A 23,935-nucleotide genomic window follows, 5' to 3' on the forward strand; every position below is an offset into this window, starting at 1 on the left:
AGCGGTCGGGATGACCTGCACGATCACCCGCAACCCGGACTTTGGAAACGACCCTGCCTCATGCCTCCCGTGTCGGGCACGAGAAGACACCGCGGGAGTAGCAGTACCTGTGTGTACTGCTTCGCGCGCAAGACCCACAGCTATCTGGACCTCGACACGGGACTCGACTTCGACTCCCAGATCGTGGTGAAGGTCAACGCGCCGGAGCTGCTGCGCCGCCAGCTCGGCTCACGCCGCTGGCAGGGCGAGCACATCGCGATGGGCACGAACGTCGACTGCTACCAGCGGGCCGAGGGCCGCTACCGGCTGATGCCCGGCATCATCGCGGCCCTGCGCGACCACGCGAACCCCTTCTCGATCCTGACGAAGGGCACGCTGATCCTGCGCGACCTCGACCTGCTGAAGCAGGCCTCCGAGGTCACCGACGTAGGGATCTCGGTCTCCGTGGGCTTCACCGACTCCCAGCTGTGGCACACCGTCGAGCCGGGCACCCCGGCCCCGGAGCGCCGCCTGGACGTCGTGCGCACCCTGACGGACCACGGCATCGGCTGCGGGGTCCTGATGGCCCCCGTGATCCCCTTCCTGGGCGACAGCCCGGCCCAACTGCGCGCCACCGTGCGGGCGATAGCGGCCTCCGGGGCCACCTCGGTGACCCCGCTCGTCCTGCATCTGCGGCCCGGCGCCCGGGAGTGGTTCATGGCCTGGCTCGAGCACTACCACCCCTATCTCGTCCGGCGTTACGAGCGGCTGTACGCGGAGGGCGCCTACGCCCCGAAGTGGTACCAGCGCCGGATCACCCGTCAGGTCCACGAGCTGGCCCAGGAGTACGGCATCGGTCCCACGCGCGCGGGGATGCCCCGCAGGATCGCCGCGCCCGCGGAGCCCGCCGAGCCCGTGGCGCCCGCCACGCCGGAGCCGACCCAGCTCACCCTGCTCTGACCACGGCGAACGGCCGTTGCCCGGCCCGTTCCTGACGGCATCCGAGCGGATCACACGGCTCAATCGGGTCAAGACTTTCCAGAACGAGTTCTTCCGGGGCCCCTTTCCGGGACGATGCGGCGAAGGCCGTGGCGTGCACGGCTCAAAATCCTCCGTCCTTGGGAGGCTCTGTGAAGAAACGCGCAGCTGCTCTGTGCGGGGCGGCGGCCGTGCTGGCCGGGATGATCACGTCGATCCCCGCCGACGCGAGCGCCGGTTCCGCGACCGCACCGCGCACCACCCTCACCACCGCGAAACCCACCTGGAAGAAGTGCGGGACCAGCAGCTATCCGACACTCCAATGCGCGTCCCTGAAGGTGCCGCTGGACCACTCCAAGCCCCATGGCCGGCAGATCACCCTCGCCCTCTCCCGCGTCCCGCACACCGCGAAGACGTACCAGGGGCCGCTGCTGGTGAACCCCGGCGGTCCCGGCGGCAGCGGGCTCTCGCTGGCCGGATTCGTCGCCTCCTCGCTGCCGAAGGCAGTGGCGGCGCAGTACGACGTCATCGGCTTCGACCCGCGCGGCGTCGGCGCCAGCAGGCCCGCCCTGGACTGCAGGCCCGGGTCCTTCAACCCGGTGCGCCCGGACTCCGTGCCCAGCACCCCCGCGATCGAGAAGGCCAACCTCGACCGCGCCAAGGCCTTCGCGAAGGCGTGCGGCAAGAAGTACGCCGACCTGCTCCCGTACATCGACACGGTGAGCGCGGTCCGGGACATGGACTCGATCCGCGCCGCGCTCGGCGCCAAGAAGATCAACTACTTCGGTTACTCGTACGGCACCTACCTCGGTGCCGTGTACGCGAAGCTCTACCCGCAGCGCGTACGCCGCCTGGTGCTCGACTCCATCGTCGACCCCAGCGGTGTCTGGTACGAGGACAACATCGGCCAGGACTACGCCTTCAACGACCGCCACCAGGCGTTCATGGCCTGGGTCGCCAAGCACAACGCGACCTACAAGCTCGGCACGGACCCGGCCAGGGTCGAGGCCAAGTGGTACGCCATGCGCAAGGCGCTCGCCAAGAACCCCGCGGGCAAGAAGGTGGGCGCCTCCGAACTGGAGGACACCTTCATCCCGGGCGGCTACTACAACGGCTACTGGCCCTCCCTCGCCGAGGCGTTCGCGGCCTACGTGAACGACAAGAAGACGGCCCCGCTCGTCGCGGCCTACGAGAACCTCGGCGCCATCGACGCCTCCGGCGACAACGGCTACAGCATCTACACCGCGGTGCAGTGTCGTGACACGTCCTGGCCGCGCGACTGGAACCAGTGGCGCAAGGACAACTGGGCGGTGTACGGCAAGGCGCCGTTCATGGCCTGGAACAACGCCTGGTACAACGCGCCGTGCGCGTTCTGGCCGACGAAGACGCTGCGGCCGGTGAACATCGCCAACAAGGCGCTGCCGCCGACGCTGCTCTTCCAGGCCACGAACGACGCGGCCACTCCCTACCAGGGCGGCGTGACGGTCCACCACGCACTGCGCGGCTCCAGCCTGGTGGTCGAGCAGGGTGGCGGGAACCACGGCATCACGCTGAGCGGGAACGCCTGCCTGGACAAGTACCTGGCGGCGTACCTCACCAACGGCAAGGTGCCGCACGGCAGCGGTGTGGCCGACGCGGTGTGCAAGAAGCTGCCGGACCCGGAGCCGCAGAGCACGAAGGCGGCGCTGTCCACCGCCTCGGGCGGTGCGTCCTCGGCAGGCACGACGCTGCACGGGCTGCTCGGCTACCGCGGCTGAGCACGTCCTGACGGCCCGTCGGGGGCGTTGTCAGACCCATGGTCCACCATGGACGCATGAGTGAGCTGACCCGCATTCCCGCCCCCGACGGGGTCGCCCCCGCCGCCGCGTACTCGCATGTCGTCCTCGGTACGGGCCGCTTCGTCGCGGTCTCGGGGCAGCTCGCCCTGGACGAGGACGGCAAACTCGTCGGCGCGGGCGACGCGGCGGCGCAGGCCCGCCAGGTGTTCGAGAACCTGCGCCGTTGCCTGGCCGCCGCCGGGGCGACCTTTGACGACGTCGTCAAACTCACCTTCTTCGTCACGGACATGGCCCACATGCCGGCCGTCCGCGCGGCCCGCGACGCCCACATACCCGCGGACCGCCTCCCGGCCGCGTCGGCGGTCCAGGTCGCCGCGCTGGTCCGCCCCGAGTTCCTGATGGAGATCGAGGCGTACGCGGTGGTGGACGAGTGAGCGCACTCCCGGTCCGGATCCGGGAGATGGTCCTCTCGGACTGCGAGCGGGTGGCCGAGATCCGCGTTCGCGGCTGGCAGACCGCGTACCGGGGGCTGATGCCCCGGTCGTACCTCGACGCGCTCAGCGTGGCCGAGGACGCGGCCCGCCGGCGCGAGCGTTTCGGGCAGGGCGGCGGCGCGATCGCGGACCTGGTCGCCGAGCGGGACGGCGAGGTGGTCGGCTGGGCCCGCCACGGCCCGTACCGGGACGACGAAGCCCGCGGCGACGGCGTCGGGGCGGCCGAGTTGTACGCGATCTACGTCGATCCCGAGCGGGTCGGGGCCGGGGTGGGCCGAGCGCTTCTCACGGAATCGATCGCCCGCTGCACCGCCGCGGGGCACGAGCGCATGCTGCTGTGGGTGCTCGAGGGAAACACCAGGGCACGTCGGTTCTACGCACAGGCCGGGTTCGGTCCCGACGGTGGCGAGGAGCCCTTCGATGTGGACGGTGTCGCGGTGCCCGAGATCCGGTACGCCCGCACCCTCACGCGCCCGGGCGCCGGCACCGGCGCGCGCCCGTAGCGGGGGAACATCTTTGCGGTTCCGACCGTTCCCGTGCGGACGTCACGGACTACGCTCGAAGGGCCGGGTCCGGAGCGCGACGACACGGTGAGCACGGTCGACGAGGCGCTGCGGGAGGCGGCCCGTCGGCCGCCCGCCGTGTCACCCGGGCAGCCGGGCCAGCGCGTGCACCGCCGCCTCGGCGAGTGCCGGATGGGCGAGCGCCTCGTTCAGGACGGGTCTCGCGCGTACGTCCCCCAGCTCCCCGAGCCCCTCCACACAGGCCAGGGCGACTGCGCGGTAGGGGTCGTGGGGGCGCAGCCTGCGCCCCAGGGTGGTGATCAGCGCCGGTACGGCCTCGGGGGCGCGCAGCTCGACCAGGAGCCGCACGGGATGCAGCGCGTAGGCGACGCGCAGTTCGTTGGTGGTGAGCGCGGCCGCCGCGCGGGCCGTGCGCGGATCGCCGAGGCGGGCGAGCGCGTGCGCCGCGGACGCGCAGCGCTGTGGGTCGCGGTGGTTCAGCAGCAGGACGAGCGCCTCGAAGGCCCGCCGGTCCCCGGCGAGTCCGAGCCGGAAGGCGACCAACTCCCGGGCCCACAAGGGCTGTCCTGGCGCGATCAGCGCGTCGGCCAGCACATTCGGATCCTCGGTCGCCGCAAGTCGCTCGTACGTCGGCGAAGCCCCCGCCTCGTTTCGTAGACGCTCCGTGAGTGATCGCAACTCTTCGTCCATGAAGCCGAGCCTAGGCGCGGCCCCCGTCGCTCCGGGACCTACATCACAAACTCGGGGGCTGGCGCGCTCGTTACCGGCGGGTTAAGCTCAGACGAGCGAGTTACCCACTCGCGTCTTGCTTGCGGTGGCCTGGTGACGCAGCCACCGTGAGAGCAGTCGGTTCGGTACCTCAGGTACCTCAGTACGACACGGCTCCGGGACAGGGCCGGTCGGCTTCACCGTTCCCTGGGTGCGCCCTCGCGGGCACCCCCCTCTGGACGGCACCGGGCGTGTGCGCTCGTCAGCCCGGCAACACCCGCACTCTCCGCACTCCGTGCGCCTCCTGGGCGTACCTGCGTGCGCTCCTCAGTCGTCACCCTCTTCCTGGAGTCCCGCGATGGCAACTCCCCTGTCCGACACCCCTCTGTCCCCCATCAAGACCGTTGCCGTCGTCGGCCTCGGCACGATGGGCACCGGCATCGCCGAGGTCCTCGTCCGGGCCGGCCGCGAGGTCATCGGCATCGACATCAGCGAGGCGGCGGCTGCCCAGGCCGTCTCCGCCCTCGAAGCCTCCACCGCCCGCGCCGTGCGACGCGAGCGCCTCAGTGAGCAGGACCGCGCCGACGCCCTGCCCCGCTTCCGCACCTTCACCGACCTCGCGGCCGCCGCCGACGCCGATCTGGTCATCGAGGTGACCCCGGAGTCGTACGACATCAAGCAGCAGGTCTTCCGGGCGCTGGACGGCATCGTGCGTCCGGACACCATCCTGGCCACCGGCACCAACGCCCTCTCGGTGACGCGTCTGGCCGCCGACTCGGCCCGCCCCGAGCGCGTCCTCGGCCTGCACTTCTTCAACCCGGCGCCCGCGATGAAGCTGGTCGAGGTCGTCTCCTCGGTGCTCACCGCGCCCGCGGCCGTCTCCGCGGTCACCAACCTCGCGCTCGACCTCGGCAAGGAGCCCGTCGCGGTCGGCGACCGCCCCGGCTTCGTCGCCGACGGGCTGCTGTTCGGCTACCTCAACCAGGCCGCCGCGATGTACGAGGCCAAGTACGCCTCCCGCGAGGACATCGACGCCGCGATGAAGCTCGGCTGCGGGCTGCCCATGGGCCCGCTCGCGCTGCTCGACCTGATCGGCGTCGACACCGCGCGGACGGTCCTGGAGGCCATGTACGCCGAGTCCCGCGACCGGCTGCACGCCCCCGCGCCCATCCTCAAGCAGCTCAGCGAGGCGGGCCTGACCGGCCGCAAGTCGGGGCGCGGCTTCTACTCCTACGAGGCGCCCGGCAGCGCGACGGTCGTGCGGGACGCGCTGACCCCTCTCTCCGGCGGCCCCGAGGTGCCCGGCCGCACGGTCCGCTCCGTCGGCGTCGCGGGCTCGGGGACCATGGCCTCCGGCATCGCCGAGGTCTTCGCGAAGGCCGGGTACGAGGTCGTCCTCGCCGCCCGCACCGAGGAGAAGGCACAGGCCGCGAAGGCCCGCATCGGCAAGTCCCTGGCCCGCTCGGTCGACAAGGGCCGGATGACCGCCGAGGCCGCCGCGAGCACCCTGGACCTGATCGTCCCGGCGGGCTCGTACGACGCCTTCGCCGACGTCGATCTCGCCCTGGAGGCGGTGGCCGAGGACCTGGAGGTCAAGCAGCAGCTGTTCGGGGTGTTCGACAAGGTCTGCAAGCCCGGCGCGATCCTCGCCACGACCACCTCCTCGCTGCCCGTCGTCGCCTGCGCCCGTGCCACCTCACGCCCCCAGGACGTGATCGGCATGCACTTCTTCAACCCGGCCCCGGCGATGAAGCTGGTCGAGGTGGTCCGGACCGTCCTGACCGCGGACGACGTGCACGCCACGGTCCGCGAGCTGTGCGGGAAGGTCCGCAAGCACCCGGTGGACTGCGGGGACCGGGCCGGTTTCATCGTGAACGCGCTGCTCTTCCCGTACCTGAACAACGCGATCAAGATGGTCCAGGAGCACTACGCCACCCTCGACGACATCGACGCCGCGATGAAGCTCGGCGGCGGTTACCCGATGGGGCCGTTCGAACTCCTCGACGTCGTCGGTCTGGACGTCTCGCTCGCCATCGAGAAGGTGCTGCACCGCGAGTTCCGCGACCCGGGTCTCGCTCCCGCGCCGCTCCTGGAGCATCTGGTGGCCGCGGGCTGCCTCGGCCGCAAGACGGGCCGCGGCTTCCGCGAATATGCCCGCCGCTGAGCGTCCCGGCGACCGGCTGGCCGACACCGCCGACTGGGGCGGACTGCTCGGCCCGGCCGGGAGCCCCCCGCCCGTCGAGGGCGGGGGGTTCCCCGGACATGCGCTTTCCCCTGCGCACATGCAGTACGTTCGGGTCATGCCCCAGCCCGCCAAGTCCTCACGTACACCAGCCACGCCCGACGCTCCGGAGAGCGCCGCGGGCAGTCGCGCCGCCGCCCAACGGCTCAAGATGCGCCGAGAACTGGCGGCCGCGGCCATGGAGCTGTTCGCGACCAAGGGGTACGAGGCGACCACCGTCGACGAGATCGCGGCCCGGGCCGGGGTGGCCCGCCGCACGTTCTTCCGCCACTTCCGCTCCAAGGAAGAGGCGATCTTCCCCGATCACGACGACACCCTGATCCGCGCGGAGGCGGTCCTCAACGCGGCTCCGGCGCACGAGCACCCGCTCGACACGGTGTGCCGCGGCATCAAGGAAGTCATGACGATGTACGCGGCGCAGCCCGAGATCTCCGTCTCACGCTACAAACTGACCCGCGAGGTACCCACGCTCCGGGAGGCCGAGATCGCCTCCGTGGCCCGCTACGAGCGGCTCTTCACCCGCTATCTCCTGGGCCACTTCGACGAGCACGCGCACGACGACGACGCCAACGACGATCCGCTGCTCGCGGAGGTCGCCGCGTCCGCCGTGGTCACGGCCCACAACCACGTCCTGCGGCGCTGGCTGCGGGCGGGGGGACAAGGCGACGTCGAGGCGCAGCTGGACCACGCCTTCTCCATCGTCCGCAAGACCTTCGGGACGGGGATCGGGGCCGGGCGGGAGACCACGCCCCGTACGGCGCCGGCGTCCGCCTTCACCGAGGGCGACGTCCTGGTGACCGTGGCCAGGGTCGACGCGCCGTTGGACCAGGTCATGCGGACCATCGAGCAGGCGCTGCGGGAGCGGTCGTAGAACGCGGGGCGAGGGGGGCTTCCGGCGCCGCAGGCGCGGTCCCGCCCGGACTCACGCGCGCCCGGCGGACGGGCCGAGTCCCCTCCTGACGGCTCGGCCGGGGGCGAATCCGGGGGTCAGGGAGTCGTCCGGCTTTCCCGTCAGGAGTCCCGTCACCAGGCGTCCCGTCGCCGGGGTCGGCATCAGCCCGAGCATGTTGTGGCCGGTCGCCAGGACCACCCCCGGGTGCCCGGGGAGCGGGCCGATCAGGGGCAGGCCGTCCGTGGTCATGGGGCGCGGGCCCGTCCACTCCTGCTCCCTGTGGTCCCAGTCCGCCTCCGGCAGACAGGGGCGGGCCGCCACCACGATCGCGTCCACGCGGGACTGGCGGAAGCGGTCGGGGTCCCGGTCGAACTCCATCGTGCCCGCGACCCTCACCTTCCCTCGGGCTCTCGAATCCGCTCGACCGGGATGCTGCGGACGGTACGGGAGGTGTTCGGCGGCGGGCAGGACGTGGCCGGTGAGATCGCCGCGGGGCGCTACGCGGTGCTGCCCGGGGCGCCCCGGGATCCGGCCGAACTCCCGCTACGGTGCGCGGAGTTGACCGAACTGCTCGAGGCGCGGCACGGTCTGGACGGGTGGGTCGGCGTCGGCGAGCCCGGCCGGGACGTTCCCGGGATGCACGGCTCGTACCGGGACGCGGCGCCGGCCCTGCGGACCGTCCGGGCCCCGGCTGGAGCCGGAACGGCGGGTCTTCGCCGTCGCCGAGTCGCGGGTGCCGCACCTGGTCGCCATGGCCGTACGCCAGGAACGCGCCCGGTACGCGGAGGCGCTGCTGTCCGGGTTGCGCGAGCGCGAGGACTGGCCGGCGCTGCGGGAGACTCTCGTCGCCTGTGCGGAGTGCGGGTTCCAGCCGGCGGGAGCGGCACGGCGGCCGACCGTCCACCGGAACACCCTGCTGTACCGCCTGGCCGAGATCGAGGAACTGTCCACCCGCGACGTCCGCGACCCGCGCACGGCGATGGCCCTGTACCTGGCCTGCCTGGCAGACGCGCCCTGACGCCGACCCAACACGCCACCGCCCCAGCCGGACGGGCTGGCGGGCGCCGCGAGGCGTGGGCCGAAAAGTGCTGTCCCTCGGGCCGGTACGCCCCCGCCTCCCGTCCCCCGCACCCCCGGCTCCGCCGCCGAGCGCCCCCGTCGTCGACCGCCCGGCGCACCCGCCGCCCGGCGCCCCCCGGACGTCTCGCCGGCCCTCCGCGACGCCGGCCCAGCTCGACGCCGCCCCCGCACGCGCCCCCCACACCGGAACCCTCACGCCGTGCCACAGACACCAGGTGTTCTCCGAAGCGGCCCACCGACCCGCGCCTCCGGCCCCCGCACCGGCCCCTCCATACCGCCCCTGACCAGTGCGTTTTGATCGATCATCGGTCGATCTGATCGATCATCGCTCACGTGTTACGTAAAGATTTCACCTGAGCGAAACTCATGGCACTCCGTGCCTTGCACGGTGACACGCCGTGCCATACGTTGATGTTGTCCGGGCGGCCGGCGTGCAGAGACCTTTCGTACGCCGGCTGTCCCCGCAAGCCACGGCGAGCGCGCCCGGACGCCTGCGTCACAGGCAACCTTTTGCGCCAACCCGGCGCTGCCACCGCACCACCCCTCCGCCGAACCGACGGCACACCCCTCACTCCCAGCAGCACCGACGTAACCCTCAAGTGTCTTCCCTCAAGACACTCATCGCCGGAGGCAACATCGTGAAGGACATCCTGGACGCGATTCAGTCGCAGACCGCCACGTCTGCCGACTTCGCCGCTCTTCCGCTCCCCGAGTCGTACCGCGCGATCACCGTGCACAAGGACGAGACGGAGATGTTCGCGGGGCTCACCACCCGCGACAAGGACCCCCGCAAGTCGATCCACCTGGACGACGTGCCGGTGCCGGAGCTCGGCCCGGGCGAGGCCCTGGTGGCCGTGATGGCCTCCTCCGTCAACTACAACTCGGTCTGGACCTCGATCTTCGAGCCGATGGCGACCTTCGGCTTCCTGGAGCGCTACGGCAAGCTCAGCGAGCTCACCAAGCGCCACGACCTGCCGTACCACATCATCGGTTCCGACCTCGCGGGCGTCGTCCTGCGCACCGGCCCCGGCGTCAACGCCTGGAAGCCCGGTGACGAGGTCGTCGCGCACTGTCTGTCCGTCGAGCTGGAGTCCAGCGACGGGCACAACGACACGATGCTCGACCCCGAGCAGCGCATCTGGGGCTTCGAGACCAACTTCGGCGGCCTCGCCGAGATAGCCCTCGTCAAGTCCAACCAGCTGATGCCCAAGCCCGACCACCTGTCGTGGGAGGAGGCCGCCGCTCCCGGGCTCGTGAACTCCACCGCGTACCGGCAGCTCGTGTCGAGGAACGGCGCCGGCATGAAGCAGGGCGACAACGTCCTCATCTGGGGCGCGAGCGGCGGGCTCGGCTCGTACGCGACGCAGTTCGCGCTCGCCGGTGGCGCCAACCCCATCTGCGTCGTCAGCAGCGACCAGAAGGCGGACATCTGCCGGTCGATGGGCGCCGAGGCGATCATCGACCGCAACGCCGAGGGCTTCAAGTTCTGGAAGGACGAGCACAACCAGGACCCGAAGGAGTGGAAGCGGTTCGGCAAGCGCATCCGTGAGCTGACGGGCGGCGAGGACGTCGACATCGTCTTCGAGCACCCGGGCCGCGAGACCTTCGGCGCCTCCGTCTACGTCACCCGCAAGGGCGGCACCATCGTCACCTGCGCCTCCACCTCGGGCTACAACCACGAGTACGACAACCGCTACCTGTGGATGTCGCTGAAGCGCATCATCGGCTCGCACTTCGCCAACTACCGCGAGGCCTGGGAGGCCAACCGGCTGGTCGCCAAGGGCAAGATCCACCCGACGCTCTCCAAGGTGTACTCCCTGGAGGAGACCGGGCAGGCCGCGTACGACGTCCACCGCAACCTCCACCAGGGCAAGGTCGGCGTGCTCGCGCTGGCGCCCCGCGAGGGCCTGGGCGTGCGCGACGAGGAGAAGCGCGCCCAGCACATCGACGCCATCAACCGCTTCCGGAACGTCTGAGGTCCCGAGATGACTGAGCGTCAGAACGCCGCTGGACGGCGGGAGAAGGACCGGCCGTGGCTCATGCGGACCTACGCCGGTCACTCCACCGCCGAGGCGTCCAACGAGTTGTACCGGCGCAACCTCGCCAAGGGGCAGACGGGTCTGTCCGTGGCCTTCGACCTGCCCACGCAGACCGGGTACGACCCCGACCACATCCTCGCCCGCGGCGAGGTCGGCCGGGTCGGGGTGCCGGTCTCGCACCTCGGTGACATGCGCCGGCTGTTCCAGGACATCCCCCTGGAGCAGATGAACACCTCGATGACCATCAACGCCACCGCCATGTGGCTGCTGGCGCTCTACCAGGTCGTCGCCGAGGAGCAGGGCGCCGACATCACCAAGCTCCAGGGGACGACGCAGAACGACATCGTCAAGGAGTACCTGTCGCGGGGTACGCATGTCTTTCCGCCGGTGCCCTCACTCCGGCTGACGACGGACATGATCGCGTACACGGTCTCCCACATCCCCAAGTGGAACCCGATCAACATCTGCTCCTACCACCTCCAGGAGGCGGGCGCGACCCCCGTCCAGGAGATCGCGTACGCGATGTCGACGGCCATCGCCGTGCTGGACGCCGTCCGCGACTCGGGGCAGGTGCCCGCCGAGAAGTTCGGTGACGTCGTCGCCCGTATCTCCTTCTTCGTGAACGCGGGCGTCCGGTTCATCGAGGAGATGTGCAAGATGCGCGCGTTCGGGCGGATCTGGGACCAGGTCACGCGCGAGCGGTACGGCATCCAGGACGCCAAGCAGCGGCGTTTCCGCTACGGCGTACAGGTCAACTCGCTCGGTCTGACCGAGGCGCAGCCGGAGAACAACGTCCAGCGGATCGTCCTCGAGATGCTGGCCGTGACGCTGTCGAAGGACGCACGCGCGCGTGCCGTGCAGCTGCCCGCCTGGAACGAGGCGCTGGGGCTGCCCCGGCCCTGGGACCAGCAGTGGTCGCTGCGCATCCAGCAGGTGCTGGCGCACGAGAGCGACCTGCTGGAGTACGAGGACATCTTCGAGGGCTCGCACGTCATCGAGGCGAAGGTCGCGGCGCTCGTCGAGGAGTCGCTCGCCGAGATGGACCGGATCGACGAGATGGGCGGGGCGATGGCCGCCGTCGAGTCGGGCTATCTGAAGTCGCAGCTCGTCTCCTCGCACGCCGAGCGCCGGGCCCGGATCGAGGGTGGCACCGAGAAGATCGTCGGCGTCAACATCTTCGAGTCGACCGAGCCGAACCCGCTCACCGCCGACCTGGACGCGGCGATCCAGACCGTCGACCCGGCCGTCGAGGCCCGTGTCGTCGCCGCGCTCCAGCAGTGGCGCGACACGCGCTATCAGCCGCCGTTCAACCACCCGCGCCCCTGCAAGGCGCTGGAGCGGCTGAAGGAGGCGGCCAAGGGCACCGACAACCTCATGGAGGCCACCCTGGAGTGCGCCCGCGCCGGGGTCACGACCGGCGAGTGGTCCGAGGCCCTGCGCGAGGTGTTCGGCGAGTTCCGCGCCCCGACCGGCGTCTCGTCCGCGCCCGTCGCGGTCACTGCCGAGGAGGGCACCGCGCTGGCGCTGGTGCGCCGCAAGGTCGAGGAGACCGCCCGCGAACTCGGCGTCGGCAAGCTCCGCTTCCTGGTGGGCAAGCCGGGCCTGGACGGGCACTCCAATGGCGCCGAGCAGATCGCCGTGCGCGCCCGCGACGCCGGGTTCGAGGTGGTCTACCAGGGCATCCGGCTCACGCCCGAACAGATAGTGGACGCGGCTGTCGCCGAGGACGTGCACGGCGTCGGCCTGTCCATCCTGTCCGGCTCGCACGCCCAGTTGGTGCCGGACGTGCTGGAGCGGCTGCGCGAGGCCGGCGCGGCCGACATCCCGGTGATCGCCGGCGGGATCATCCCGAACGCCGACGCCGAACTGCTGCGCGCCGCGGGAGTCGCCGCGGTATTCACACCGAAGGACTTCGACATCACCGGAATCATCGGCCGTATCGTCGACGAGATCCGGAAAGCGAACAAGCTCGACCCCCTGGAGGTCCCCGCATGACCACGCCCGTCAACCGCCTTCGCCCGCGGCGTTCCTGCCTGGCCGTGCCCGGCTCGAACCCCCGCTTCCTGGAGAAGGCCCAGGGCCTCCCCGCGGACCAGGTCTTCCTGGACCTGGAGGACGCGTGCGCCCCGCTCGCCAAGCCCGAGGCGCGGCACACCATCGTGAAGTTCCTGAACGAGGGCGACTGGACCGGCAAGACGCGGGTCGTGCGGGTGAACGACTGGACGACGCATTGGACGTACCGCGATGTCGTCACGGTCGTCGAGGGCGCGGGCCAGAACCTCGACTGCATCATGCTGCCGAAGGTCCAGGACGCCCAGCAGGTCGTCGCGCTCGACCTGCTGCTGACGCAGATCGAGAAGACGATGGGCTTCGAGGTCGGCAAGATCGGCATCGAGGCGCAGATCGAGAACGCGAAGGGGCTCGTCAACGTCGACGAGATCGCCGGGGCCTCACCGCGCGTAGAGACCATCATCTTCGGCCCGGCCGACTTCATGGCCTCCATCAACATGAAGTCGCTGGTCGTGGGCGAGCAGCCGCCGGGCTACCCGGCGGACGCGTACCACTACATCCTGATGCGCATCCTGATGGCCGCCCGTATGCACGACCTCCAGGCGATCGACGGCCCCTACCTCCAGATCCGCAACCAGGAGGGCTACCGCGAGGTCGCCCGGCGTGCCGCCGCCCTGGGCTTCGACGGCAAGTGGGTGCTGCACCCGGACCAGGTCGCCGCGGCCAACGAGATCTTCTCGCCCTCCCAGGAGGACTTCGACCACGCCGAGCTCATCCTCGACGCGTACGAGTACTACACGTCCGAGGCGGGCGGCAAGAAGGGCTCCGCGATGCTCGGCGACGAGATGATCGACGAGGCCAGCCGCAAGATGGCCCTGGTCATCTCGGGCAAGGGCCGGGCGGCCGGCATGCAGCGCACGTCCAAGTTCGAAGCCCCGGAGGCCTGAGCACCATGCAGTTCGGACGCACGTACGAGGAGTTCGAGGTCGGCGCGGTCTACAAGCACTGGCCCGGGAAAACGGTCACGGAGTACGACGACCACCTCTTCTGTCTCCTGACCATGAACCACCACCCCCTCCACATGGACACGAACTATGCGGAGCGGACGACGGACTTCGGCAGGAACGTCGTCGTGGGCAACTACATCTACTCGCTGCTGCTCGGCATGTCCGTCCCGGACGTCTCCGGGAAGGCGATCGCCAACCTGGAGATCGAGTCGCTGAAGCACGTGGCGCCCACCTTCCACGGCGACACGATCTACGGCGAGACCACGGTCCTCGACAAGACACCCTCGAAGTCGAAGAGCGACCGCGGGATCGTCTACGTCGAGACCAAGGGCTACAAGCAGGACGGCACGCTGGTGTGCGTGTTCCGCCGCAAGGTCATGGTGCCGACCGAGACGTACATCAAGGAGCGCGGGGGCGAGCAGCCCGGCCGTCCGGAACTCAAGCAGCAGGAGAAGTAGCCATGGCGCGACTCGCCCAGACCGCCGGTCTCACCGACGTCCAGCAGGAGATCCTCTCCACCGTCCGCGACTTCGTGGACAAGGAGATCATCCCGGTCGCGACCGAGCTGGAGCACCGCGACGAGTACCCCCAGCAGATCGTCGACGGCCTCAAGGAACTGGGCCTGTTCGGCCTGATGATTCCCGAGGAGTACGGGGGCCTGGGCGAGTCCCTCCTCACCTACGCGCTCTGCGTCGAGGAGATCGCCCGCGGCTGGATGTCGGTCTCCGGCATCATCAACACGCACTTCATCGTGGCGTACATGCTCAAGCAGCACGGCACGCAGGAGCAGAAGGACCACTTCCTGCCCCGGATGGCACTGGGCGAGGTGCGCGGCGCGTTCTCGATGTCGGAGCCGGCCCTCGGCTCGGATGTCTCCGCGATCACCTCGAAGGCGGTCAGGGACGGCGACGAGTACGTCCTGAACGGTCAGAAGATGTGGCTGACGAACGGCGGCTCGTCGAACCTGGTGGCCGTGCTCGTACGAAGTGACGAAGGACACCCGGAGGGCACCGCGCCCCACAAGTCGATGACGACCTTCCTGGTCGAGAAGGAGCCCGGCTTCGGAGAGGTCCGCCCCGGCCTCACCATTCCCGGGAAGATCGACAAAATGGGCTACAAGGGCGTCGACACCACCGAGCTCATCATGGACGGACTGCGCGTTCCGGCCAATCGGGTACTCGGCGGCACCACTGGCCGAGGGTTTTACCAAATGATGGACGGAGTCGAGGTCGGCCGCGTCAACGTGGCGGCACGTGGTTGCGGTGTCGCACAGCGTGCGTTCGAGCTGGGTGTCTCGTATGCCCAGCAGCGTCACACTTTCGGCAAGCCGATCGCGCAGCACCAGGCCATCCAGTTCAAGCTGGCCGAGATGGCCACCAAGGTCGAAGCGGCCCATGCGATGATGGTGAACGCGGCCCGCAAAAAGGACTCCGGGGAACGAAACGACCTCGAGGCAGGGATGGCGAAGTACCTCGCCTCCGAATACTGCAAGGAAGTGGTCGAGGACGCCTTCCGGATCCACGGCGGCTACGGTTTCTCCAAGGAGTACGAGATCGAGCGCCTCTACCGCGAGGCACCGATGCTGCTGATCGGCGAAGGTACCGCCGAAATCCAGAAAATGATCATCGGGCGCCGACTGCTCGAAGAGTATCGACTCCAGGGTTAAGCAGGGTTGGATGTCCTGGTACGGGGTGTTTTCTTCGAGAAGAAGATCACACCCCGTCAACACTCTTCGGCCGCCGACTCGGCTTCCTGGCTTGCCCAGTTGCGGCCCACGCCCGGTACGATCCCGGGAAAGCCGCCGTCCCCCGTTCCAGCGCGGCATCATCCGCTACGAAGGTCATCCATGCCCCACAGCCAAACCTCTGCACCTCGCGACAGCCTGGTCGGCGTACGCCTTGCGCGCGGAGCATCGCCGTGGCTTCTCCCGACCGTCGCCACCGCAGCACTCAGTCTGGCCAAGGCACGCCGCTCCGGCGCCGCCAAGGCCGTGGCCGTACCCGCCACCGCGCTCGCGGCGGGCATGCTGTGGTTCTTCCGCGACCCCGAGCGCGAGATCGCCCCGGGCCGGGTCATCTCGCCCGCCGACGGTGTGGTGCAGAGCATCATGCCGTGGAAGGACGGACGCACCCGCGTCGCGATCTTCATGAGTCCTCTGAACGTCCACGTCAACCGCGCGCCGCTCTCCGGCACGGTGACCTCGGTCGAGCACATCCCCGGTGGGTTCGTTCCGGCGTTCAACAAGGAGAGCGAGAACAACGAACGCGTCGTCTGGCATTTCGACACCGAACTCGGTGACATCGAGATGATCCAGATCGCCGGCGCGGTCGCCCGCCGTATCGTTCCTTATATCCCGCAAGGTACGAAGGTCGAGCAGGGCGACCGGATCGGTCTCATCCGCTTCGGCTCGCGCGTCGACATCTACCTCCCCGAGGGTGTCGAGGTCGATGTGGAAGTCGGTCAGAAGACCGTGGCTGGGGTGACTCGAATTGACCGTGATTGATCCTGAGACTCAGGCCGGCTGGGTGCCGGAGGCCGACGAGGTGGACGACGAGGAGGAGATGCCCCTCTCTCTCCGCCTCTCAATAGCGGACACCCTCACCCTCGGCAACGCCACGTGCGGCTTCATGGCGGTGTACTTCACCACCACGGGCATTCTGATCCCGCACCTCACCGGCAGCCAGGAATCGGGCATGGCGCGCCACAGCGCCGCCACGGCCGTCATCCTGATGCTCTGCGCCGCGGTCTTCGACCTCTTCGACGGCCTCGTCGCCCGCAAACTGCGCTCCTCCCCCATGGGCGCGGAACTGGACAACCTGTCGGACCTGATCAGCTTCGGTCTGGCGCCCGCGTACTTCGTCCTCGTCTACGGCATGGTCGCGGACGACGCGCACCAGAGAATGGCGGCGCTCGGCGCGATCGTGGTGTTGCTCGCGGTCGTCCTCCGCCTCGCCCGCTTCTCCTGTGTCACGGTGAAGGACGGCACGTTCCAGGGCATGCCGTCGCCGTTCGGAGCGCTGACGGTCGTCTCGATCGTGCTCCTGGAGCTGCCCTTCGCGGCGACGCTGATGGCGATCCTCGGCACGGCGTGGCTGATGGTGAGCCGGGTGGAGTACCCGAAGCCGCGGGGCCGCCTCGCGGTGGCGATGCTCTCCTGGATCGTCCTGTCCATGGGTCTGCTGGCGGCGTGGGCCTTCGACGCCCCCAGCGGTCAGCTCCTGCTCCAGACCGGCTGTGCGCTGCAGCTCGTGATGGGTGCGGTGATTCCGCTGTTCGCGACGGCTCGGCGGGTGAACAACTTCCGCGACAACCGGCGTGAGGCACGGGCGGCGCAGCTGCCGTAGCTTTTCCTGGTACACGCCCGAAGGGGCCCGAACCGGACAACCGGTTTCGGGCCCCTTCGTCGTACCTCGTCGTACCTCGTAGTCCCTGGGACGGGCCAGGTCAGGTCAGGAAGTCACGGGCGATGTTCTGGGCCACCGTCTCCAGGATCGGCCCCGCGTCGGAGATGCATCGCGCGATGTCGGGCTCGACCTCCGTGAGGGGGTACGCGCGCCGGATGCCGGCCCTGCCGAGCGCCTCCGGGCGCAGTGCCAGGCGCCCGCACACCGCGACGACCTCCTTGCCCGCGGCACGGGCGGCCGCGGCCACCCCCGCCGGAGCCTTGCCGTGGAGGGTCTGTTCGTCGAGGGACCCCTCACCGGTGATCACCAGGGTGGCCCTCTCCAGCGCGGGCGCGAAGCCGAGGACGTCGAGCATCACCTCGATACCGGGACGGAACCGGGCGCCCAGGACCAGCGCGCCGTAGCCGATGCCACCCGCGGCTCCCGCCCCCGGCGCCGCGGCGTACTCCGTGGCGCTGGACCCGATCGACTTCTCCAGAACCGCGGCGAAGTGTCCGAGGGCCGCGTCCAGGATCTCCACGTCGTCGGGGCTCGCCCCCTTCTGGGGGCCGTACACGGCGGGCGCGCCCTTGGGCCCGGTGAGTGGGTTGTCCACGTCGCTGGCGAGGACGAAGTCCACGGAGGACAGCCGGGGGTCAAGGCCGGACAGGTCCGCGGTCGCCACGGCACTCAGCGCCGCACCGCCGGGAGCCACCGGCTCCCCCTCCGCGTCCACGAACCGCGCCCCGAGCGCGGACAGCATCCCCGCCCCGCCGTCCGTCGTCGCGCTGCCGCCCACACCGAACACGATCGTCCGGGCCCCGGCGTCCAGCGCGGCCCGCAGGAGCTCCCCGGACCCGTACGTGGACGACGTCAGCGGCGCGAACACCCCGGCGGGCAGCCGCTGCAATCCGCTCGCCTCCGCCATCTCCACCACCGCGGTGTCGCCGCGCAGCGCGAAGGCGGCGGTGAGCTCGTCGCCCAGCGGGCCGGCGACCCGCACCTCCCGCCGCTCGAACCCGGCCGCGACCGCCGCGTCCACGGTCCCGTCGCCGCCGTCGGCCACGGGCAGCGCCTCGACCTCGACACCCGGCACGACGCGGCGCAGCCCGGTCATGACGCGCTCCGCGACCTGCACGGCGGTCAGCGACCCCTTGAACTTGTCCGCAGCGATCAGCACCCGCGGAACACGCCCGGTGCCCGCACGTGTCGTCTTCACAGCAGAGTCCGCCACCTTGCATTCCCCTTGCTTTCCGGCCTCGCACACGTCAAGGCAGTCGCGCCGCTGCGACCTTAACCGGCGGACGCCCCCGCCGTCATGCCCCGACCGGCCCGTGGAACACCGCGCGCTCATGCCCGGAATTGGGTAAACCGGAGCTATGACCCCTGTGGGCACCGAACTCGCGGACCGCGTTCTCGGGGGCTGGCTGGGCCGGATCGCGGGCAACATGCTCGGCAAGCCGGTCGAGCAGGGCGACCACTGGACGCGGGACCGTATCGACCGCTATCTGCGACAGGCCGCCGCCCTGCCGCTCACCGACTATCTTCCCGAGCCCGCCACCGACGGTGACACCGGCGAGTTCGAGCTGCGGCCCGAGTGGCGGCAGTGCGTGCGCGGCCGCATCCACGGCAGTTGCCGTGACGACGACGTCGACTACGCGATCCTGGGCCTGCACCTGCTGGAGACGCACGGTTTCGGTTTCAGCACCGAGCAGGTCGGCGACCTGTGGCTGCTGCGGCTGCCGTATCTGCAGACGTTCACGGCGGAGCGGGCCGCGTACCGCAACCTCGCCCAGGGCATCAAACCGCCGCTGACGGCGACATACGACAACCCCTACCAGGAGTGGATCGGCGCCCTGATCCGCGCCGATGTCTACGGCTGGACCAGCCCGGGTGCGCCGCGCCGGGCGGCCTCCCTCGCCCGTCGGGACGCCGTGCTGTCCCACACCGGCAACGGCGTGTACGGGGCGATGTGGGCGGCGGCGCTCGTCTCGGCCGCGTTCACCGCGCCCACCGTCCGCCATGCACTGGACACGGCATTGACCGTCATTCCCGCGAGCAGCCGCCTCGCCCGCACCGTACGCCGGGTGCTCACGCTGCACGAGACCCGGATGACCTGGGAGGACACGCTCACCACGGTGTCCGAGGAAACCGCGGGGCTCGGCTGGATCCACACGATCCCGAACGCCGCCGTCCTCACAGCCGGGCTGCTCTACGGCGACGGCGACTTCACCCGGACCATCACGCTGACCGTCCGCGGCGGCCTGGACACCGATTCGAACGGCGCGACGGCGGGCTCGGTGGCCGGGGTCCTGTGCGGGGCCGGGGCCATCCCCGCGCAGTGGAAGGACCCGCTGGAGGACACCGTACGCAGCGCGGTGTTCGGCTTCGACGGCGTACGGATCAGTGAGCTCGCCGCGCGGACGCTCGCGCTGACGGCGCCGGAGACGGAGACGGGGACGGAGGTGGAGACGGGGACAGGGACGGAGGTGGAGGCAGAGGCGGAGACTGGAGCGGAGACAGGGGGCGAAGCCTAGGCCGAGGGGCGTTGCGGTGCCGGTCCCGACGTCCAGGGCCTGTCCTGGCCGACAGGTGTCGGGGCCGTTTCGAACACGTCCGCCGTGATCCCCGTCGCCGGCAGCACGTCCGGAGAGGGGCCGCGCAGGCTCGTTACGCTTCGGGGATGACCACTCCAGACTTCGCCACGTACATCGCGGGCCTCCCCCGTGTCCTCGCCGGTGCCGCCGCGCTCTTCCGTGACGGTGACGGCCGGGTGCTGCTCGTAGAGCCGAACTACCGTGAGGGCTGGGCCCTTCCGGGTGGCACCGTCGAGTCGGACGACGGGGAGACCCCGCGCCAGGGCGCGCGCCGCGAGACCGCCGAGGAGATCGGGCTCGACATCGCACTCGGTCCGCTGCTCGCGGTCGACTGGGTGCGCGGGACGGCGCGCCCCCCGCTGGTCGCCTACCTGTACGACGGCGGAGTCCTCGGCGAGCGGGAGCTCAAGGCGATCCGGTTGCAGGAGGAGGAACTGCTGTCGTGGCGGCTGGTGCCGCGGGAGGAGCTGGCCGAGTATCTGCCGGGCGCACTCGGCCGCCGGGTCCTCGCCGCGCTGGACGTCCTGACGGAGGGCGGCGGAACCGCGGAGCTGGAGAACGGCCACCGGGTGGGCTAATCGCCCATCGGCTACGGCGGATTCGTCAACTTCGCTACCTTCACGGGGCATTGATCGGCACAATGCCCGTGTGCCGCACTATGACTACATGGAGTTCGCCCTCGACGACGGGGCCCACGTCCGGCTCGAGCTCGCGGCCGCGGGGGAGGCGTCGGCGGCCCCGGCCGTCGACGCCGATCTGCCCGGCGGCATTTCCGGGGTGGTCCCGGTCGGGCGTGGCGCGCGGGTCGCGTCGCTGGCGACGGACGGTCTGCGCAGTGTGCTGAGCCCGCTGGGGCCCGTACTGCAGCAGGTGCACGACGCGATCCGCGGGATACCCGATCCGCCGCACGAGATCTCCGTCGACTTCGGCATCCAGATCGGGCAGGACCTGAAGATCGGCATCGTCGGGGTCAACGGCCAGGCCAGCATGACCATTTCGGCGACCTGGCAGCTGCCCCGCCGGACGGAGCCGTGACCTGGTTCGGATCGCCGGACGACCCGTCGTCCGGCGACGCCCGCGGCGCGCTGGTGCGCGTCCTGTCCAGCGATCGCGGCCGAACCGCGGGGGCGGGTGTCTACCTCTCCGGCCGCAGGCTGCTGACCTGTGCGCATGTCATCAACCTGGCGCTCGGGCTGCGGGGCCTCAGCCCGCACAACCCGGGGGAGGTCACCCTCGACGTGGCCTTCCCTGTGCTGTCCGCCGCGGATCTGCACCAGGCCCGGCTGGTCGCCTGGATACCGCCGCGGTCCCCGCAGTACGGCCCGGTCGCCGACGGCTCCCTGGAGTGGGACGGCGATCTGGCCGTCCTCGAACTCGACGAGGCGCCTCCCCCGCCCGTGAGCCCGCTGCGCTGGCTGGAGATGGAGCGCGGTCAGCAGGTGCGGGCCTGGTACGGCGGCGGACAGCCGTTCTCCTACGCCGACGCGCGGGTGGGGGCGTACGACGGCCGGATCTGTTATCTCGACGGACAGTTGTCCGGCGCGGCGGTCGACGAGGGCTACAGCGGCGGGCCCCTCTGGTCGGTGACCGACCGGGCGGCCGTCGGCCTGGTCGTGGGGCGGATCACCTCGCCCGACGGGATGCTCTCGGCCCAGCACACGCTGCGGCGCAGCTGGGGGCTCGGCTGGCAGTCGGTCCTGCGGGAGCTGGCCCGGGTCGGGGCGGCACCCGAGCAGGTGAACGGCAGCCGGGAACGGTCGGCCGCGACCCTCGCCGAGGCCGAATCGGTGCGCGACATGATGGTCGGCCCGCTGCACAGCCTGCTGGGCGACCCACGGGCGCGCGCCGACCACGCCACCGTGCTCGCCGCCCAGCTCGCGCTGCGGGCCCCGGGCGACGGGAGCGCGCCGACCGTGGAGGAGCTCGCCCATCTGCTCAGCGGCACGGAGCGGGCGCTGCCCACGCTCGCCGAGTCGCTCGCGCCCAAGGTGGCGGACGATCCGCGCGGCCGGGCCGAGCTCGACCGGCTGCTCGCCCTGGGCCGGCTGACGGAGGCCGCGCGGCTGCTGTCGGTGGCCGAACACCGTGCGTTGGTCGTCAAGTTGGAGCATCTCACCGAGCACGATCCGGGCCTGCTGCCGCGGGCCGCGACCGCCGCGCTGCCCTACGTGGACCTGCCGCGGTCGCTACAGGCGGCCCGCCTGGCACCGCCGGCCGTGCCCGCGGTCGTCCACGAACTGGAGGGCTGGTACGGGGACGGGTCGCCCGTGCCCGACGAGTCGCCCCGGCTGCCCGCGCTGCTGCGGGTCGTCGAGTACGTGGCGGCGGAGACGTCCGGCGATCTGGCCCGGCAGGCGTTGCGGGAGTGGAGCTCCCGGGTCGCCGCCCGCCTGGGCATTCACTCCTCGGCGCTGCAGGAGCGGCGCGGTGACGCGGACCGCTGGTCCCGGCGGTCCGCGCCGGCCGGTGTACGGGTCCTGGTGGAGCTGGACCGGTACGCCAAGGACCCGGCCGACCACTACCGCTGCTCGGTGTGGCGGCTGCGCCCCGACGGCACCCCGGCGCGCGCCGCCTCGGAGTCCGACCGGCCGCGCACCGGACGGGAGATCGCCCGGCTGATCCGGGAGGTGGCCGGGGGCGCGGAGGGCGCTGGGGACGGGGTCGTGCTGGTCGCCGTGTCGGTGCCGCCGGACGCGCTGGAGCTCGCGCTCGACGAGTGGGACGGGGCGGGCGCCGAGGAGTACATCTCCGCGCGGCTCGGCGAGGACTTCCACCTCGTGCTGCGCTGCCCGAAGATCCGGCGGCGCTCGCGCACCGGACCCGCCGATCTGAAGCGGCGTTGGAACGCCCGTCACCAGAGCGACACCCTCCTCGCGGACCACAGGATCGGCGGCCGGGCGGGACTCATCGGGCTGCTGAAGACAACCCATCGGGACACCGCGCGCGTCCTTGTGCACGGAAGCACCGAGCACCGCGGCGAGTTGCTGCCCGTGTGCCTGGTGATGGGGGTGCCGGTCGTGCTCTGGGACCGGGCCGCCCCCGGTCCGGACGACTGCGCCCCGCTCGACACCCTCGCACCACACGGTCCCGTGGACGGACTCCCGGAGCGCGTACGGCACTTCAGGGTCCGCGCCTACGCGGACCGGGCGGTGCCCGCGCGTCCCGCGCTGGTGTGGGAGGACATCGAGCTGCCGCTGCCCGACGAACTCCAGCTCGCCGATCCCTCGGAAGGAACGGAGCGGACAGGATGAACCAGCAGACGCAGGACGGGTGGCGGCTGTTCCTCGGTGACCGCGTGGCCCGTGAGGTGGAATTCCCCGAGGCGCCGCCCTGGCGACAGTTCGTCGACGGACCGGGCGGCCGCCCACGGCACCGTCCCTATCTGATCGGGCGCACGGAGGCGGACGTGGTCAGCGCCGCCCTCCATCTGCGCCGCCCGCTGCTCGTCACCGGGCACCCCGGCACCGGCAAGTCCTCGTTGGCGCACGCCATCGCGCACGAGCTGTCCCTCGGACCGGTGCTCCAATGGCCCGTCAACAGCCGCTCCGTCCTCAAGGACGCTCTGTACGGCTACGACGCGATCGGCAGGCTGCGTGAGACGCATCTGCGCCAGGAGCGCGGGGACCCCGAGCCCGACATCGGCACCTATGTGCGGCTCGGGCCGCTCGGTACCGCCCTGGTGCCGCGCGACCGGCCGCGGCTGCTGCTCGTGGACGAGCTCGACAAGGGTGACGTCGACCTCCCGAACGATCTGCTGACCGTGTTCGAGGAGGGTGAGTTCGAGATCCCCGAGCTGTCCCGGCTGCCGGAGACCCAGTCCGAGGTGCCGGTGCTGACCCATGGCTCGGGCGGCGAGCGGGTCACCGTGACGCGCGGGGTGGTGCGCTGCCGGGAGTTCCCCGTCGTGGTGATCACCAGCAACGGCGAACGGGACTTCCCGCCGGCCTTCATGCGCCGCTGCGTACGGCTCGATCTGCCGGACCCGGACGAGGCCCGGCTGCGGGACATCGTCGCCGCGCATCTCGGTGAGGACGCGCTGTCCGACGTGGACGACCTGCTGCACGCCTTCCTCAACCGCAGGGCACCGGGCGAACTCGCCACCGACCAGCTGCTCAACGCCGTGTTCCTGCGCAAGGGCGGAGTCGATCTGGACGCCGAAGGGCTGCTGGACGCCGTACTCCACCGCCTGGGCGGGATGGTCTAGCGTGCGCGGGGGCGACGGGG

Annotated in this window: 22 protein-coding genes and 1 pseudogene; 19 read left to right on the plus strand and 4 right to left on the minus strand. The window is 70.8% G+C overall.

Going from position 1 to position 23,935, the window contains the following annotated elements; translation table 11 throughout:
- Window positions 1–87: 87 nt before the first annotated feature.
- The 4 genes and pseudogenes from ACZ7M2_RS15455 to ACZ7M2_RS15470 all read left to right on the plus strand — a co-directional run.
- Window positions 88–939 (plus strand): annotated as a pseudogene (locus tag ACZ7M2_RS15455) (radical SAM protein); the annotation flags it as partial.
- Window positions 940–1,109: 170 nt separating this feature from the next.
- The gene (locus tag ACZ7M2_RS15460) at window positions 1,110–2,714 is read left to right on the plus strand and encodes an alpha/beta hydrolase (RefSeq protein WP_471595672.1); all 1,605 of its coding nucleotides are present in this window, start codon (window positions 1,110–1,112) and stop codon (window positions 2,712–2,714) included.
- 56 nt (window positions 2,715–2,770) lie between these two features.
- Window positions 2,771–3,169, plus strand: coding sequence for a RidA family protein (locus ACZ7M2_RS15465; protein ID WP_143628860.1), 399 nt, complete (start codon window positions 2,771–2,773; stop codon window positions 3,167–3,169).
- Window positions 3,170–3,195: 26 nt separating this feature from the next.
- On the plus strand, window positions 3,196–3,732 hold the full coding sequence (locus ACZ7M2_RS15470) for a GNAT family N-acetyltransferase (protein WP_471596024.1): 537 nt from the start codon (window positions 3,196–3,198) through the stop codon (window positions 3,730–3,732).
- A 141-nt stretch (window positions 3,733–3,873) separates the two neighbouring features.
- On the opposite strand, the gene ACZ7M2_RS15475 is transcribed toward ACZ7M2_RS15470, so the two are convergent.
- The gene (locus tag ACZ7M2_RS15475; protein ID WP_471595673.1) at window positions 3,874–4,443 is read right to left on the minus strand and encodes an adenylosuccinate lyase; all 570 of its coding nucleotides are present in this window, start codon (window positions 4,441–4,443) and stop codon (window positions 3,874–3,876) included.
- A gap of 376 nt (window positions 4,444–4,819) precedes the next feature.
- Here ACZ7M2_RS15475 and ACZ7M2_RS15480 point away from each other — a divergent pair, with 376 nt between their 5' ends.
- Complete coding sequence (locus ACZ7M2_RS15480; protein ID WP_352044673.1) at window positions 4,820–6,625, plus strand: 3-hydroxyacyl-CoA dehydrogenase family protein; 1,806 nt, start codon at window positions 4,820–4,822, stop codon at window positions 6,623–6,625.
- 136 nt (window positions 6,626–6,761) lie between these two features.
- Complete coding sequence (locus tag ACZ7M2_RS15485) at window positions 6,762–7,574, plus strand: TetR family transcriptional regulator (protein WP_352044672.1); 813 nt, start codon at window positions 6,762–6,764, stop codon at window positions 7,572–7,574.
- Window positions 7,575–7,625: 51 nt separating this feature from the next.
- Here the strand turns inward: ACZ7M2_RS15485 and ACZ7M2_RS15490 are convergent, their stop codons facing one another.
- Together ACZ7M2_RS15490 and ACZ7M2_RS15495 are read right to left on the minus strand one after the other, a co-directional pair.
- Complete coding sequence (locus ACZ7M2_RS15490) at window positions 7,626–8,123, minus strand: NAD(P)/FAD-dependent oxidoreductase (protein WP_471596025.1); 498 nt, start codon at window positions 8,121–8,123, stop codon at window positions 7,626–7,628.
- Window positions 8,124–8,138: 15 nt separating this feature from the next.
- Window positions 8,139–8,348 carry a hypothetical protein gene (locus ACZ7M2_RS15495; RefSeq protein ID WP_471595674.1) on the minus strand — a complete coding sequence of 70 codons (210 nt, stop codon included), beginning with the start codon at window positions 8,346–8,348 and terminating at the stop codon, window positions 8,139–8,141.
- On the opposite strand from ACZ7M2_RS15495, the gene ACZ7M2_RS15500 reads away from it, so the two are divergent.
- The 8 genes from ACZ7M2_RS15500 to pssA all read left to right on the plus strand — a co-directional run bounded on the left by ACZ7M2_RS15500 (window position 8,347) and on the right by pssA (window position 17,075).
- Window positions 8,347–8,613 carry a helix-turn-helix domain-containing protein gene (locus ACZ7M2_RS15500; protein WP_471595675.1) on the plus strand — a complete coding sequence of 89 codons (267 nt, stop codon included), beginning with the start codon at window positions 8,347–8,349 and terminating at the stop codon, window positions 8,611–8,613. The two genes, ACZ7M2_RS15495 and ACZ7M2_RS15500, sit on opposite strands and share 2 nt — an antisense overlap.
- Window positions 8,614–9,313: 700 nt before the next feature.
- The gene (gene ccrA, locus ACZ7M2_RS15505) at window positions 9,314–10,651 is read left to right on the plus strand and encodes a crotonyl-CoA carboxylase/reductase (RefSeq protein ID WP_471596026.1); all 1,338 of its coding nucleotides are present in this window, start codon (window positions 9,314–9,316) and stop codon (window positions 10,649–10,651) included.
- 9 nt (window positions 10,652–10,660) lie between these two features.
- Window positions 10,661–12,709, plus strand: a complete 2,049-nt coding sequence (locus ACZ7M2_RS15510) for a protein meaA (RefSeq protein WP_403690906.1) — start codon at window positions 10,661–10,663, stop codon at window positions 12,707–12,709.
- A complete protein-coding gene (locus tag ACZ7M2_RS15515; protein WP_471595676.1) occupies window positions 12,706–13,671 on the plus strand; it encodes an HpcH/HpaI aldolase/citrate lyase family protein in 966 nt (321 codons plus the stop codon). Before ACZ7M2_RS15510 ends, ACZ7M2_RS15515 begins: the two co-directional genes overlap by 4 nt.
- A gap of 5 nt (window positions 13,672–13,676) precedes the next feature.
- Entirely contained in the window at window positions 13,677–14,189 is a 513-nt protein-coding gene (locus tag ACZ7M2_RS15520; protein WP_352044667.1) for a MaoC family dehydratase, read from the plus strand.
- A gap of 2 nt (window positions 14,190–14,191) precedes the next feature.
- Window positions 14,192–15,397 (plus strand): acyl-CoA dehydrogenase family protein, encoded by a 1,206-nt coding sequence (locus ACZ7M2_RS15525; RefSeq protein WP_054230299.1) that lies wholly within the window; start codon window positions 14,192–14,194, stop codon window positions 15,395–15,397.
- Window positions 15,398–15,577: 180 nt separating this feature from the next.
- Window positions 15,578–16,234: a phosphatidylserine decarboxylase gene (locus ACZ7M2_RS15530; protein WP_352044666.1), complete on the plus strand. Its 657-nt coding sequence runs from the start codon at window positions 15,578–15,580 to the stop codon at window positions 16,232–16,234.
- 22 nt (window positions 16,235–16,256) lie between these two features.
- On the plus strand, window positions 16,257–17,075 hold the full coding sequence (gene pssA / locus ACZ7M2_RS15535) for a CDP-diacylglycerol--serine O-phosphatidyltransferase (protein WP_355314172.1): 819 nt from the start codon (window positions 16,257–16,259) through the stop codon (window positions 17,073–17,075).
- A gap of 100 nt (window positions 17,076–17,175) precedes the next feature.
- Here the strand turns inward: pssA and ACZ7M2_RS15540 are convergent, their stop codons facing one another.
- Complete coding sequence (locus ACZ7M2_RS15540; RefSeq protein WP_471596027.1) at window positions 17,176–18,294, minus strand: glycerate kinase; 1,119 nt, start codon at window positions 18,292–18,294, stop codon at window positions 17,176–17,178.
- A gap of 199 nt (window positions 18,295–18,493) precedes the next feature.
- On the opposite strand from ACZ7M2_RS15540, the gene ACZ7M2_RS15545 reads away from it, so the two are divergent.
- The 5 genes from ACZ7M2_RS15545 (at window position 18,494) to ACZ7M2_RS15565 (ending at window position 23,915) form a co-directional block, all read left to right on the plus strand.
- On the plus strand, window positions 18,494–19,651 hold the full coding sequence (locus tag ACZ7M2_RS15545; RefSeq protein WP_471595677.1) for an ADP-ribosylglycohydrolase family protein: 1,158 nt from the start codon (window positions 18,494–18,496) through the stop codon (window positions 19,649–19,651).
- A 146-nt stretch (window positions 19,652–19,797) separates the two neighbouring features.
- Window positions 19,798–20,289, plus strand: a complete 492-nt coding sequence (locus ACZ7M2_RS15550) for an NUDIX domain-containing protein (RefSeq protein WP_471595678.1) — start codon at window positions 19,798–19,800, stop codon at window positions 20,287–20,289.
- A 70-nt stretch (window positions 20,290–20,359) separates the two neighbouring features.
- Window positions 20,360–20,746 carry a CU044_2847 family protein gene (locus ACZ7M2_RS15555; RefSeq protein WP_471595679.1) on the plus strand — a complete coding sequence of 129 codons (387 nt, stop codon included), beginning with the start codon at window positions 20,360–20,362 and terminating at the stop codon, window positions 20,744–20,746.
- On the plus strand, window positions 20,743–22,962 hold the full coding sequence (locus tag ACZ7M2_RS15560) for a VMAP-C domain-containing protein (protein WP_471595680.1): 2,220 nt from the start codon (window positions 20,743–20,745) through the stop codon (window positions 22,960–22,962). Before ACZ7M2_RS15555 ends, ACZ7M2_RS15560 begins: the two co-directional genes overlap by 4 nt.
- On the plus strand, window positions 22,959–23,915 hold the full coding sequence (locus ACZ7M2_RS15565) for an AAA family ATPase (RefSeq protein WP_352044662.1): 957 nt from the start codon (window positions 22,959–22,961) through the stop codon (window positions 23,913–23,915). Before ACZ7M2_RS15560 ends, ACZ7M2_RS15565 begins: the two co-directional genes overlap by 4 nt.
- The last annotated feature ends 20 nt before the right edge of the window (window positions 23,916–23,935 follow it).

This window comes from Streptomyces sp. NPDC111507, assembly GCF_055638955.1.

What these genes read in the sequence shown, in the direction of transcription:
- ACZ7M2_RS15545 (WP_471595677.1), top strand. Translation starts at nt 18,494, where the DNA reads ATGACCCCTGTGGGCACCGAACTCGCGGACCGCGTTCTCGGGGGCTGG.
- ACZ7M2_RS15530 (WP_352044666.1), top strand. Translation starts at nt 15,578, where the DNA reads ATGCCCCACAGCCAAACCTCTGCACCTCGCGACAGCCTGGTCGGCGTA.
- ACZ7M2_RS15565 (WP_352044662.1), top strand. Translation starts at nt 22,959, where the DNA reads ATGAACCAGCAGACGCAGGACGGGTGGCGGCTGTTCCTCGGTGACCGC.
- ACZ7M2_RS15485 (WP_352044672.1), top strand. Translation starts at nt 6,762, where the DNA reads ATGCCCCAGCCCGCCAAGTCCTCACGTACACCAGCCACGCCCGACGCT.
- ACZ7M2_RS15465 (WP_143628860.1), top strand. Translation starts at nt 2,771, where the DNA reads ATGAGTGAGCTGACCCGCATTCCCGCCCCCGACGGGGTCGCCCCCGCC.
- ACZ7M2_RS15495 (WP_471595674.1), bottom strand. Translation starts at nt 8,348, where the DNA reads ATGGCGACCAGGTGCGGCACCCGCGACTCGGCGACGGCGAAGACCCGC.
- ACZ7M2_RS15500 (WP_471595675.1), top strand. Translation starts at nt 8,347, where the DNA reads ATGGCCGTACGCCAGGAACGCGCCCGGTACGCGGAGGCGCTGCTGTCC.
- ACZ7M2_RS15475 (WP_471595673.1), bottom strand. Translation starts at nt 4,443, where the DNA reads ATGGACGAAGAGTTGCGATCACTCACGGAGCGTCTACGAAACGAGGCG.
- ACZ7M2_RS15525 (WP_054230299.1), top strand. Translation starts at nt 14,192, where the DNA reads ATGGCGCGACTCGCCCAGACCGCCGGTCTCACCGACGTCCAGCAGGAG.
- ACZ7M2_RS15520 (WP_352044667.1), top strand. Translation starts at nt 13,677, where the DNA reads ATGCAGTTCGGACGCACGTACGAGGAGTTCGAGGTCGGCGCGGTCTAC.
- ACZ7M2_RS15550 (WP_471595678.1), top strand. Translation starts at nt 19,798, where the DNA reads ATGACCACTCCAGACTTCGCCACGTACATCGCGGGCCTCCCCCGTGTC.
- ACZ7M2_RS15480 (WP_352044673.1), top strand. Translation starts at nt 4,820, where the DNA reads ATGGCAACTCCCCTGTCCGACACCCCTCTGTCCCCCATCAAGACCGTT.
- ACZ7M2_RS15515 (WP_471595676.1), top strand. Translation starts at nt 12,706, where the DNA reads ATGACCACGCCCGTCAACCGCCTTCGCCCGCGGCGTTCCTGCCTGGCC.
- ACZ7M2_RS15510 (WP_403690906.1), top strand. Translation starts at nt 10,661, where the DNA reads ATGACTGAGCGTCAGAACGCCGCTGGACGGCGGGAGAAGGACCGGCCG.
- ACZ7M2_RS15470 (WP_471596024.1), top strand. Translation starts at nt 3,196, where the DNA reads ATGGTCCTCTCGGACTGCGAGCGGGTGGCCGAGATCCGCGTTCGCGGC.